The organism is Gimesia chilikensis (genome assembly GCF_007744075.1).
GTDB classification, from domain to species: domain Bacteria; phylum Planctomycetota; class Planctomycetia; order Planctomycetales; family Planctomycetaceae; genus Gimesia; species Gimesia chilikensis_A.
In genome coordinates, this window is the sequence record NZ_CP036266.1 from 8,259,912 (window position 1) to 8,272,129 (window position 12,218).

Sequence of the window (12,218 nt, forward strand, 5' to 3'; positions counted from 1 at the left end):
TGAGACAAATGGTTTCAGTCACCGTGAACTCTAGCTCACAAAAAACGACATCTATGAAACTGGATATGTATAAAAAACATCAGTTCGGCGGAATTGGGCAGTCCAGAATCCACAGGATCCAAAAAATCGCTACAGCCAGACATCAGATCAGACGTAAAAAAACCGACGCCTTCGAAAAGACGCCGGTTTGATATTTCAGACACACTGTTTGTGAAACAGGCGAATCAGCTTAGTTCACTTTCAGCAGTTCGATATCGAAGATGAGGACTTCGTTGGGTCCGATATCAGGTCCTGATCCCCGCTCGCCGTAAGCCAGATCACTGGGGATGAAGAGCTGCCATTTGTCGCCTTCTTTCATCAGCTGCAGTGCTTCGGTCCAGCCACCGATCACCCGGTTGACGGGGAATGTTGCTGGCTGTTTCCGTTTGTAGGAGCTGTCGAACTCGGTGCCGTCGATCAGGGTGCCCCGATAGTGAGTCGTCACTTCATCGGTCAATTTAGGAGTTTTCCCTGAACCGGATTTGATGACCTTATACTGCAGACCACTCTTAGTGGTTTTGACGCCTTCTTTTTTGGCGTTGTCTGCCAGGAATTTCTTGCCTTTGGCAACGTTTGCCTCGGCTTCTTTCTGCATTTTAGTCTGAGCGTCTTTCTGCAGCTGCTGCTGGAATGCGAGCAGGGTAGCCCGAATTTCGTCTTCGGTCATCTGTGGTTTCTGCTTGGTCATGGCATCCATGATGCCTTTTGCCAGAACCTGGGGATCCAGATCCAGGTTATCCCGCATGAGATTCTGACCGAGATTGTATCCAATACCGTAGCTGACTTTCTGCTTCTGATCTTTCAGCTGGGATTTTTCATTTTGAGCTTGCGCCAGAGACGCGCATCCGAAGAACGCAATACAGAGACAGGCAGTAAGATGCCATTTTGACATGAGTAAAACCTTTCGGTGAATAGTGAAAACGAAGATTTACAGGAGAGACCATACGGGTCGGCGAGATTCCGGACACACGCGAAATGCGCCCGGAATTAGCAGGGGTGTATTGCATGGTGTCCTCTCGCAGAGAGGAACTTGGACGAAATCAGATTCTCAATTATAGGAGAGACGCCCCGGAAGTGTCTACAATAAAGCATCCTCGACCTGAAAAACAGGGGTTTCTCCCGTACTTCTCCGTTCAAATCAACCCAGGAGTCTAGCTCACGACTTTCTGGAAGCGGGTCACCGCTTCGTTGATATTATCCCGGCTGTTGAAAGCACTTAACCGGAAGTAACCTTCCCCTGAGGCACCAAAGCCGCTGCCCGGTGTTCCGACGAGGTGTGCTTTCTGGAGCAGTTCATCGAAAAAGTCCCAGCTGGTTGAATCGCCGGGGGTCTTGAGCCAGACATAAGGGGCGTTGACGCCGCCATAGACTGAGATGCCCACCGCTTCCAGACCTTCACGTAACAAACGTGCATTCTCAAGATAGAAGGAAATCAGTCCCTGGATCTGCTCTTTACCAGCATCGGAGTAAGCTGCTTCCGCACCCCGCTGGATGATGTAAGAAACGCCGTTGAATTTCGTGCAATGTCGGCGGTTCCAGAGTGGATGAATATCGGCAGTTTCTCCGGTCGATGTTTTCCCTTTCAATGACTTCGGGACGACGGTGAACGCACAACGGGTTCCAGTGAAGCCGGCGTTCTTACTGAAGCTGCGGAATTCGATCGCGACATCCCGGGCGCCTTCGATTTCATAAATCGAGTGTGGAATTTCCGGATCGGTAATGAATGCTTCATAGGCCGCATCGAACAGAATGATCGAGCCGTTTTCTTTCGCGTAATCGACCCACTTCTTGAGCGTTTCGCGGGTGGCGACGGTTCCGGTCGGATTGTTGGGATAGCAGAGGTAGATCAGATCGACGGGAGATTCGGGCAGTTCCGCCACGAAGTCGTTTTCCGCCGTCACGGGCAGATAGGTCAGACCTGCATAGCGTCCGCTCTCATCAGCGGCTCCGGTGCGACCGGTCATCACGTTGGTGTCGACATAGACAGGATACACGGGGTCCGTCACCGCGACCTTATTGTCGGCACCGAAGATGTCGAGGATGTTCCCCGTGTCACACTTGGAACCGTCGGAGACGAAAATTTCATCTGCAGCGACATCGATGCCTCGAGAGTGAAAATCATTTTTGGCAATCGCTTCCCGCAGGAAGCCGTAACCCTGCTCGGGACCGTAGCCGTGGAATGTTGTGGGGTCACCCATTTCGTCGATGGCTTTGTGCATGGCTTCACGAATGGCGGCGGGCAGGGGTTCGGTCACATCGCCGATGCCCAGCTTGATCACGGCTGCATCCGGGTTTTCTTCGCAGAATTTATTGACGCGACGTCCGATTTCCGGAAAGAGATAACCCGCCTTGAGCTTCAGGTAGTGATCGTTAATCAAAGCCATGTTTACGCCTCAAATGTTCAAATGGTCCAAGTGAATCTGGTGTTAAGCTTGATGCAAGCTGGTTTTAAATTAAGGAAACGCCGTTGTATTTTGAATTTGCCCGAATTGCAACCGAGGCACTCTGGATAGACCCTGTTTCTTGCAAAAGGTTCCCTCAGTCCGCCTGTGCGACCGGGCGGGGCAGGGTATTCAGCCAGAAACGATCGCTCAGGGCGTCGATCTCTTTTAAGCCTGTGTATTCACTGACTTTACGTTTGCCCGTCCAGCGGTCTGCTGCGCCTTCGAACAGAATCCGAATGCGTGGCGTTACCTCCGCTGCGGGTGACTGCGATTCCAGCATGCGTCCCACTCCAATCGCGACCCCCAACTGAAAGCGGGCCTGCGGATAGAGAGGCGCACCGAGTTCTGCCAGCGACCAGCGTTCTACCCGAACCCGGCACCAGGTGCTCAAAGGCTGGGGCGGGTCGACAAACGGTTGGAGGGAAGCCGGGAGTTCCGCACGGGCCTCTTCATCAATCATCAGAACCACACGGTCGTGACGACTGGCGTACAGTCCCCAGGCGGGCCAGTGATCAAAGTAGCCGGTCGGTTCAAACAGAGGCGCCAGGATGGCGAGCCAGACCAGCAGCAGGGGAACACGTTCGATGCCTGGCACGCGCGCGGGGGCCAGCCTCTCTGCCTCGAGTTGTGCATCGTCTTTGACGGCGCGGGGACGGTCCAGGGTCGGGTTCCGCATAAACAGCAGCAGATCCTGGATGATGAAATAAACGTTCCAGATCAACACACCCTGGTAATGATTCAAGCCCCAGGGACCGATTGCCAGCATCAGACAGACGTGCATCCCGATGGCTGCGACGAGCGCCGGCTTTCGGGTACGACGGAAAAACAGACCGGCGGCGACCAGCAGTTCTCCCATCGGAAACGTCGCGGCAATCCAGCCCAGCGTTTTCGGAGACCAGAAGGCCGTCGAGATTCCGATAGACGAAAAGAGCCCTTCAGCGAGCTGACGACCCAGCGTCTGTACAAAACTGGCGTCGCATTTGGAGAGTGCCGAATAGACGTAGATGCTGATCACGAACAATCGCAGCAACCGAATCGCCCGAGCCGGAGTGAGCGACGTCAGCAGTAACAGGCCCAGTGCAAACTGGTAGGTCCAGGGTTGCAGGCGATGCTGATCGAAGACCACTGAAACCACATACGCGACGAGAAATAACAGGCCACAAATCCGTTGCCAGTTCACGCCGGGCTCTGGAGCCGGCTTGCGCAGACAGAGGGGCACTACAGAAAACAGCAGCAGACACCCCGCGGTGGTCAGCATGATCGTCAGCGTCAACCAGTCGATGCCTGCGGGGAGCGCGGAAACCCACTCGAACAGTGGAATCTGGGGAAACCGCGTCTGTGGTGTCCAGAGCTGCCAGGTCGTCCCCAGCAGCAGTAGTGCGAAGAATGCCAGATTGGTTTTGAGTAATCGAAGCTGGAGCGTCTCACGAGACATGGATGAATTCACCGTTTTTTGACTCATTATAGCGACTGTCGGTGAATATACCGCGCCGGGAACAGGGCAATCAGAGAGAATGAACGGCTATTCCATCGAGCAGAGCACCGTACCTTCCACAGCCTGTTCTGCCACGACGACTTCCACTTTGGTTCCCGGCTCATAAGCTTCTTTACGAACAATCGCCAGAGCCACGACGGGATACTTGCCGTAAGATTTCGCGGCAGAAGTAATCTTGCCAACTTCTTTCTGATTGTCTTTCACTGTCGCCATAACCGGAGTTCCGGGAGCGGGTAACTCGTCGCCCTCAAGGGCAATGATTCTCAGTTCCTGGTTGACGTGCCCCAGTGCGTCGATGCGGGCAATCGGTTCCTGTCCCAGGTAGCAGCCTTTCTTGAAGGAGATGGCCTGGCTGCTACGCCCCGCTTCCTGTGCCAGGTTTTCATCGGTCAGATCGATACCGGAGAGAGGAAAGCAACTTTCAATTCGCAGCGCCTCGAATGCTTCCTGACCGGCGGGCTTTGCCCCGGCTTCAATCAGCTGCTGCCAGAACGCGACGATTTTTTCGTGGAGCAGACAACAGAGATATCCGGGCTGACCGAACCAGTCGACGCGGCGGACGGTGAGCTCGGCTTCACTGTCGGTCACCCGCTGCTGCTGATTCACTGCGAGTGCTGCGATGTCGAGTTTACTCAGGATGTGACCTGCCTCTGGACCGGTGAGATAGAGGCAGCCGAATTCCGGTGAACGGACGATTTGTTCGACGTCTTCCATAATAATGTAACGGTCCAGGTGCTCGGTGAGAGCCGCACTTTGACCGGGCGCGAGATCCAGCCAGAGTGAATCCCCCTGGTTAAACACCGTGATGTACCCCAGGATGCGACTCTGTACGTTGGTAACAAAGGCTTCACAACCCTGGTCTACGGGGAGGCTCTTGATATCATTGGTACAGAAATTGTGCAGAAACTTCTGACGGTCGGACCCCTTGAGTTCGACCTGCTCGCGATCACTTAAATCAAAGAGCACCGCCGAGTCATGTCCTGCCTGGTACTCCTGTTGGGGATCTCCGTAGTGTGCCGGGTAAGGATACGCGTGGTCCTTATCGGGAAAATGAGCACCTGCTGCTTCCTGAACGAGCTGAAAATGATTTAAGGGCATCTGATTATCCCATCGTGATGGAGAGTGACGCGCTGTTCTCCCTGTTGATCTCTGTCGTTTGGAAGACGGCGCTGCTTGACACTCGGATTGTCTATGTTGAACGTCGTTGATTGGTTGAGGCGGGTTCTCTAATTAAATGCCCGCCTGTTTCCATTTTAATTCTCAGACGCTGTTTTCCAAGGTGTGCAGCCCGTTTTTAAACGGAACGATGGCGAATCAACGCAGCTCGGCTAATGTGCGCGGATCTTGACCGATGCGGAAAAAAGGTGAAATCAGAAATGTGCAGACGGCTTCAATCGATCTTTTCAATTTTGAGATCGTCGACCTTCAGTATTCCCGTGCCTCCGTTCAAACCTAATTGAATCACGGCTTCGCGGGCCTGGGGTGGCACGTTGATGGTCTTTTTCACCTGGTGCCAGTCGCGGCTGCCAATCCAGGGTCCGAGGTAGGCCTGCCCGATATTGCGACGGATCTTATCATAAAAGTGAATGATCAGTCCGGGCTTCTGATAAGCCTTGGTTCCCTGTGCCGTATTCAGATAGCCGACCTGCATGCTGATTTCGAGACTCTTGATTTTGGAGCCGTCGATCGCCATCCCCTGCAGAATCTGTGAGAGCTGATCGCGGACGTCATTTTCAAACTGCAGATAGGATTTGCCTTCGGGTGCCTCATCCGTCATGCGTGAGACGCGGCGCTGATAGTGCCAGTTATCGACTTTCTGATCCTGGTTGGCATCAACTTCAAACGTGCCGTTAACGATTTCCGGATGCAGGGGATCTGGCTTGACTTCCCGATTGTCTTCCGAGCGTCCCGTCATGGGGACGAACAGGGTGGGAATCAGGCGTTTGTGTTTGAGCTGTCCCTTTTCTTTCTGGAACAGATGAAACACCTGCTGATACCGTTCACCGAGGGGAATCAGCAGTGTGCCCCCCTCTTTAAGCTGATCGATCAGCGGCTGGGGAACTTTTTCCGGCGAGCAGGTCACGATGATCTTGTCGAAGGGTGCCTCTTCCGGCCAGCCGAGATAACCATCGCCAATCCGGGTGTGTACGTTGTCGTAACCGAGCTGTTTCAGTCGGACCGCGGCCTTCTTACCGAGGCCCTCGACGATTTCAATCGTGTAGACATCCTTGACCAGTCCGGAGAGGACGGCTGCCTGAAATCCGCTGCCGGTACCGATTTCGAGCACCTTGTCGGTCGGCTGAGGATCGATGGTTTCGGTCATGTAGGCGACGATATAAGGGGGGGAAATCGTCTGTTTGTAGCCGATGGGAAGTGCCAGATCCTGGTAGGCCAGATGTTTGAGGTTCGAACTGACAAACTCGTGGCGGGGTACCTGCCGCATGGAAGAGAGCACGCGCTGGTTTTTGATGCCTTCGCCCTCAATGTAACGCGTGACCATCTCGTTACGCTGGTTGCGGAAATATTCGTTGTTTTGCGAAAACGCGGGCTGGCAGAGCCCCAGCAGAGCGGTCAGGAAAAGCAGACTGAGCACATTTTTATTCAATCGCTGCATGAAATCTTCCTCTGGTCAGCGGAGAGGTTTAAATGGTGTTTATTTGTATGATAGTGATGAAATTATAGCAGTTTGGGGTATTTCACGTTAATGGCGATTTTTGATTTCAAAGCGGTATTGGACAGATTGGTTTATGATTTTCTGATTTCTATCCACACAATCAACAGAATCCGCTATCATCCGGCAGTGTGATAAACTTTTCAGGATTCTTAAGTGAATGGACTCCCGGAACATGCGACCGTTTTTCGTTGTACTGAGTATTGGATGTCTGTGGTGCCTGCCTGGATTGCAGGGCTGTAGTAGTGGTGATGCTTCCTCGAAAGCAGAGACAGCGAAAGCGGCTGTCAGCGAGGAATCGGAAAGCACCGCTGAAACTGCGCCAGAATCGGCTGCAGCAGAGTCGAAGACCGTCAGTGTCAGTGAACCCGTCGATCCTCAGGCTGAAGTCAAAGAGGCTTTCGAAAAGCTGCTCGCGATCCGTACCGAACCCGATCCCGATGAATGGCAGGCCGCCGACAAAAAACTGGTCGCCTTCGGTAAGACGGCCGTTCCCACACTAAAGGAAGGGCTTACCCACACCGATCCGGGTGCACGCGAACTGGCCAGTATGTATCTGGCGAGCCTGGGACCCGACGCGGAAGCAGCGGCCCCCGCTCTGGTGGAAGTTCTGTCGGATGAATCCCCTTTCACGCAGGTCAATGCCGCCTCAACCCTGACGCATTTTCCTAAACACCGCGACAAGGCAATTCCGGTGCTGATCGAGCTGACCCGGCACAGTGATCCCAATACGCGACTGACGGCCGTCTATTCGCTGGGAAATCTGGAAGAACATTCCACCGCGCAGGTAGAGGCCATCCAGGCGGCTTTGAATGATGAGAACAGCGACGTCCAACTGGCGGCCATTAAAGTTCTGGGCCAGATGGGGCAGCCGGCCAAAGCCTCGCTGACCGAACTTCAATCGCTGATCGATAATCAGAATACCAGCGACGATCTCCGTGAAGCAGCAGTGGCTTCTAAAGATCAGATCGAACAGGCACAGAAATAAGCGCGACGGCAGCCAGTCTTTCTGCTGACTATTAAGCTTTCGACAACGCTCCCGGTCTGTCTCGCGCGCCGGTTGTAGCGGTTCCCGCAGTTGTAGCATCTCGCAAAGCGGGGATCTCTCCGGAAACTGCCCCGACGCTGACGATTTTCAGAGATCTTTCTTAATTCTGTTTGACTCCCGGGAAAGCTGACCTACTTTTACTGGCAGAGAGGGCAACAATCCTCTCGCCAACATGCGAACATCATTTTCCTCCGCTTCTTCACCGAAGCGAGGATCTACAGCGCGGCAAGGAAAGCTGGGAGCTTTGAGGGGACCTTGCCGCGCTTTTTATCTTAAACCATCTGTCTGGATGGTGCTGGATATCCAGGTCGCTTTTGCTGCTCTGTGAAACAACGAACGGCAAATTCGATCGGCACCCTCAGGCGGACTGTTATGGAAAAAGGTCATGGCAACCAGAAACAGGTTGCAGCGATCTCGCCGCACCGGAATCACACTTGTGGAATCGTTAGTCTCTGTGACCATCACAGTGATTGCCGGTACTGCTCTGTTCTCAGCCATCGGTGCTTCTCTGGGAGCCAGTTATTCGGCTCTGAACTCCAACATCGGCGCAGGCCTGGCAGATCAACTGCTGGAAGAGATGTCAGCCGTTCGATTCCCGACCTCCAGTGATTCCCGTCCCACCGCGACCGGAAACCGCAGTCAATTCAATGATCTGGATGACTATCACAAATGGTCATCCACGCCCCCTGAGAATAAGACCGGTTATGCATTGGGCAACGAGCCTCTGACCGTACTGAGCACCTACCCGATTGCCCGTCCCACACTGCTCCAGCCAGATCACGACTTTCTGCAGCGACTCACGCGAGAAGTCACCGTGGAAAAAATTCGCCTGAACAGCAGCTCGGAATGGGAAGTAACAACGAGTGACACCGATTATCGGCGCGTAACCGTCACCATCAAACTGGCGATGCAGGCCGGTGCTCCTCGACAGACCATTAAGGAAACCACACGTATTTTCAGCTATGTACCACTATCACCCTGATCAACGCGAGATGAAAACACACCGTGCGAGTGACTGCCATTCGGACTGCGTTCGCTGCTGCGCAGGCACAGCTCTTCGCGCGAGGGGCTTTACTCTGGTGGAACTGCTGATGGCCATGTCGATCTCGGCAATTCTGGTCATGGCACTTGCGGGAATCGTCACCGCCACTCAATCCGCCTGGAGACACACGCAGGGAATAGAAGATTCGCAGGCCGAAATCAACGCGTCCTTCGATCGGATGCGGATGATGATCTCGCAGGCTGGTATTTACCAGGTAAATGGACAGGCTCCCGAAGTGGGGCTGGCAGTCGTGACCCGCGCCTGGAATTACATTGATGTCCCGGACATTCTGGTGGTGTGGTCCGGTGGACGGAACGGGGGGATCAGCCAGAATGGAACCTTAAACCGGCTGCCCCGGATGAACGAAATTTTGATTTACACTTCGGATCCCGCAGACGCGCATCAGTTTGTCGAAATCGCGTTGCCCGATTCTTCGGCGGAGATCGACTTTAACAGTTCTGCTTTCGACAACACGATTCGCACAGCGATCCAATCCAGCCAGGCAGAAAAGGCGTTACTGAGCAAGCGGCTGAAGAACAGTCAGTACCTGCTCTCGGGAAGCCCGTGGGGACCAACGGCGTCGAATCTGATCTTCACGATTACCCGTACTCCCGATGATGCGAGTCTGCAGGCCACGACTCCCGGCACGAGTGACTGGATGAATCTTCCCTGGCCGCAGGGCACCGTGAGTGCAACCAGCGGACTGCGTCAGGTGACCGTGAATTATGAAATCCAGTTTGAGACCGCAGAACAGAACACGTTAACCGACATCAACTCGGAAACCGCATTACCGTTTTTTGGATCCAGTTCGAGGTTGTATGCGTACACACCATAAACTCCTGAAGGCCTGCCTGCGACAACATGGCTCGGTGCATCAGCACTGCCATGACCGCTCAAAGTGCGCGCCGCGATCTGGAGTTTCGCTGATCCTGGTGATGTTCGCCTTGAGCATGTCGCTGGTCTTAACATACTCATTCATTCAGACACAAAGCGTACAGACTCAAATCTCCGCTAATGGATCACGTCGCGACCTGGCACGGAATGCAGCACGGGCCGGCATTTCAGATGCTCTTAACCGACTGAATTCACTTGACTGGCAAGGCGTCAGTGATCAATACGAGCGACCATTTCAAGCGGACGCGGATGGCGATTGCCGTTATGCTGTTTCTTTCGCCGCCGTTGGTAATTCGCTGAGTTCGGTACTCGAACTCAACGTCTCTTCGCGGGGAACCTGGACGTCAGCCGCCGATTCCAACATGAAATCAGAACACGAGATCACTGCCCGGGTTCGGCTGGTACCGCGAATTCAGGGACGGACGATTCTGCCGGGCGACTCTGCGGTGGCTTCTGACCAGATCAACAATGACGGCGACTTCGATCGTGTCACAGACTATGTGCTGTTCGCAGAGCAGGGTTACACATCACTCAACTTCGATCCGGCTACTCGCTTCGACGGGAACATCTGGATCTACGACCAATACAACATGTTCAACGATCCGGCCTGGAGTTCTTCGGTTCGAGATACTTATCTGGAAGATGTGGGGAACCGGTTTGTTGCGTTTCCCGAGGGTGCGACCAGCCTGTCGGATGCCCGGATCTCCGCGCCCCACCCGATTGCGGGGAACGTCACTTTTTATAACTACCCGAATTACGCGGTCCGCGATGATCTGTCTGACCTGAAAGTGAGCTGGTCCACGACAGGTGAGCGATTGACCATTCCCAGCACCGACTATGCCGCTTTCTCCTCTTATCGACTGTATGAAGGGGGTCCTCTATATCAGGCTGAACGGTTGGGTTCGACTCTGTATAACCGGACTTTGAAACCGACGGCCGACAACCCCCTGGGCATCTATTATCGCTCGGGAAATCTAAGCGTGTATGACAGCGTGACCATTCAGGGAACGCTGGTCTGTACGGGGAAAATCTATTTTTATGGCAAACAGATCCACCTGACCGCCTTCAACTGGAAAGACGATAGTGGAGACGCCATCGTGACGGATTCTCAACTCTGGCCCCAGTTACCCAGCATGGTCGCCAGCAACATTGAGTTCGAACGTGAGACGCAGACCACCGTCGAAGGTGCCATCGTCTGTCAGGGGAATGTGAAAGGGGGCGGCTGCTCGCTCAGCTATCCTTCCGCACTCAATATCAGTCTGAGTGGTACGGCGACAGCGGTTCCCCAAGGCCAACCTTACAGCACGATTCAGTTACAGGAATACAAAATTCTCAGCAGCCTGACATCGAATGGCGACTATGCGATCTGGCTGGAAACGACGGGTACGGGGAACACGGGCACAACGGGCAGCTGGTATCCCATCGTTGCTTTTGACCACGGTCAGCAGCAGTTGACGGTTCGGGGAGAAATCGAACAGTCCACCCCCACCTCTTATCGCATTGAACGACACAAACGCAACCTGATTCAAATTCGTGGTCCGGTCTGTGCAGAAACTTTTGATTTCAACCGGATCAACGAATGGGTGCTGTACAGCTCTCTCTGGAACGACCGGAAAAGCAACTGGAATTATACGAATTATCTGAGAAGTATTCTGGGAATGAGCGACATCGGCTTCAGTGAATGGCTGGAGTACCCGGGCAACTTTGCCGGCTGGGACAGTTACTACCAGACCTACGGAATCAGCCTTGAACCAACGCTGCAGATCCAAAACCTCGTCGAACGGGAATACCGCTGGGAGCCTCCGCTGTTTCAACCCTACGACGGTGGCGACGCCAACCCGGAACTCGCCGGATATCGCTGGTCATTGATTGAGTGGAACGAAACAAACTAAACGACAGAACCATGATTAACAGCCGACACCAACCAACCTGGGAACACAGCAGAGGGGCCTGCAGCATGCAGTGCACCCGACCGCGGGACCTGCGCACGGTGCAGAATCAATGTGGACGTTCGGGGTTCACGCTGGTTGAAGTGTTGATTGTGGTCGTACTGATTTCGATCCTGGCTTCGGTCTCGCTGCTTTCCATTGACTCGAGTACATCACACTCCCTGGAGACCACCGCGCGGATGCTGGTGGCTGACCTGCGGCTGGCCCGAAATCATGCGATTCAGTTCAACACCGAATACACGGTGGAATTCGATCTCAATACGCAGACATACGAAATCGTACACAGCGGGGCAGGTACCGCACCTGTGCCTGAGAACAGCCTGGCGGGGTCATCCGCAGACAAAACGAAATACATCCAATCCGTACAGAAAGATACTTTGAACCTGCCCGATCGGGTCGTCATCAGCCAGATCTATCTGAAGACTTCTGACACCGACGTGCGGGACCTGGCCTTCGGACCTATGGGAGGCACCGGGCCGGGACGCAGCGAAGATACCATGATTGTCATCTCCACGACTCGCAACGGGACCACCTTTTCCATCCCGATTACGGTCTCCTGGATTACAGGCCAGGCGTGGGCAGACGAAATACAGACCAACTGAAACTAGAGAAATACCTGATAATAGACAGAATCAA

General features: G+C 54.0%; 10 protein-coding genes. 5 read left to right on the plus strand and 5 right to left on the minus strand.

What is annotated here, in order from left to right; all coding sequences use genetic code 11:
* Nucleotides 1-229 precede the first annotated feature (229 nt).
* The 5 genes from HG66A1_RS31655 to HG66A1_RS31675 form a co-directional block, all read right to left on the minus strand.
* Nucleotides 230-931 carry an FKBP-type peptidyl-prolyl cis-trans isomerase gene (locus HG66A1_RS31655; protein ID WP_145193577.1) on the minus strand — a complete coding sequence of 234 codons (702 nt, stop codon included), beginning with the start codon at nucleotides 929-931 and terminating at the stop codon, nucleotides 230-232.
* 259 nt (nucleotides 932-1,190) lie between these two features.
* On the minus strand, nucleotides 1,191-2,423 hold the full coding sequence (locus tag HG66A1_RS31660) for an LL-diaminopimelate aminotransferase (RefSeq protein WP_145193579.1): 1,233 nt from the start codon (nucleotides 2,421-2,423) through the stop codon (nucleotides 1,191-1,193).
* Between the two features lie 154 nt (nucleotides 2,424-2,577).
* Complete coding sequence (locus tag HG66A1_RS31665) at nucleotides 2,578-3,918, minus strand: hypothetical protein (RefSeq protein ID WP_145193581.1); 1,341 nt, start codon at nucleotides 3,916-3,918, stop codon at nucleotides 2,578-2,580.
* Nucleotides 3,919-4,005: 87 nt separating this feature from the next.
* On the minus strand, nucleotides 4,006-5,076 hold the full coding sequence (locus tag HG66A1_RS31670; protein WP_145193582.1) for a YgfZ/GcvT domain-containing protein: 1,071 nt from the start codon (nucleotides 5,074-5,076) through the stop codon (nucleotides 4,006-4,008).
* Nucleotides 5,077-5,368: 292 nt separating this feature from the next.
* Entirely contained in the window at nucleotides 5,369-6,592 is a 1,224-nt protein-coding gene (locus HG66A1_RS31675) for a protein-L-isoaspartate(D-aspartate) O-methyltransferase (protein WP_145193584.1), read from the minus strand.
* Nucleotides 6,593-6,809: 217 nt separating this feature from the next.
* Between HG66A1_RS31675 and HG66A1_RS31680 the strand changes: the two genes are divergently transcribed.
* The 5 genes from HG66A1_RS31680 to HG66A1_RS31700 all read left to right on the plus strand — a co-directional run bounded on the left by HG66A1_RS31680 (nucleotide 6,810) and on the right by HG66A1_RS31700 (nucleotide 12,184).
* On the plus strand, nucleotides 6,810-7,637 hold the full coding sequence (locus HG66A1_RS31680; RefSeq protein WP_145193586.1) for a HEAT repeat domain-containing protein: 828 nt from the start codon (nucleotides 6,810-6,812) through the stop codon (nucleotides 7,635-7,637).
* A gap of 445 nt (nucleotides 7,638-8,082) precedes the next feature.
* A complete protein-coding gene (locus HG66A1_RS31685) occupies nucleotides 8,083-8,679 on the plus strand; it encodes a hypothetical protein (RefSeq protein ID WP_145193588.1) in 597 nt (198 codons plus the stop codon).
* 10 nt (nucleotides 8,680-8,689) lie between these two features.
* Entirely contained in the window at nucleotides 8,690-9,574 is an 885-nt protein-coding gene (locus HG66A1_RS31690) for a prepilin-type N-terminal cleavage/methylation domain-containing protein (RefSeq protein ID WP_261344708.1), read from the plus strand.
* A complete protein-coding gene (locus HG66A1_RS31695) occupies nucleotides 9,558-11,525 on the plus strand; it encodes a hypothetical protein (protein ID WP_145193592.1) in 1,968 nt (655 codons plus the stop codon). Before HG66A1_RS31690 ends, HG66A1_RS31695 begins: the two co-directional genes overlap by 17 nt.
* Before the next feature lie 65 nt (nucleotides 11,526-11,590).
* Nucleotides 11,591-12,184, plus strand: coding sequence for a Tfp pilus assembly protein FimT/FimU (locus tag HG66A1_RS31700; RefSeq protein ID WP_197996911.1), 594 nt, complete (start codon nucleotides 11,591-11,593; stop codon nucleotides 12,182-12,184).
* Nucleotides 12,185-12,218 lie beyond the last annotated feature (34 nt).

Bases quoted from the DNA above. Each gene is read 5' to 3' on its own strand.
- HG66A1_RS31670 (WP_145193582.1), bottom strand. From the start codon at position 5,076: ATGCCCTTAAATCATTTTCAGCTCGTTCAGGAAGCAGCAGGTGCTCAT.
- HG66A1_RS31660 (WP_145193579.1), bottom strand. From the start codon at position 2,423: ATGGCTTTGATTAACGATCACTACCTGAAGCTCAAGGCGGGTTATCTC.
- HG66A1_RS31665 (WP_145193581.1), bottom strand. From the start codon at position 3,918: ATGTCTCGTGAGACGCTCCAGCTTCGATTACTCAAAACCAATCTGGCA.
- HG66A1_RS31675 (WP_145193584.1), bottom strand. From the start codon at position 6,592: ATGCAGCGATTGAATAAAAATGTGCTCAGTCTGCTTTTCCTGACCGCT.
- HG66A1_RS31680 (WP_145193586.1), top strand. From the start codon at position 6,810: ATGGACTCCCGGAACATGCGACCGTTTTTCGTTGTACTGAGTATTGGA.
- HG66A1_RS31700 (WP_197996911.1), top strand. From the start codon at position 11,591: ATGCAGTGCACCCGACCGCGGGACCTGCGCACGGTGCAGAATCAATGT.
- HG66A1_RS31655 (WP_145193577.1), bottom strand. From the start codon at position 931: ATGTCAAAATGGCATCTTACTGCCTGTCTCTGTATTGCGTTCTTCGGA.
- HG66A1_RS31685 (WP_145193588.1), top strand. From the start codon at position 8,083: ATGGCAACCAGAAACAGGTTGCAGCGATCTCGCCGCACCGGAATCACA.
- HG66A1_RS31695 (WP_145193592.1), top strand. From the start codon at position 9,558: ATGCGTACACACCATAAACTCCTGAAGGCCTGCCTGCGACAACATGGC.
- HG66A1_RS31690 (WP_261344708.1), top strand. From the start codon at position 8,690: ATGAAAACACACCGTGCGAGTGACTGCCATTCGGACTGCGTTCGCTGC.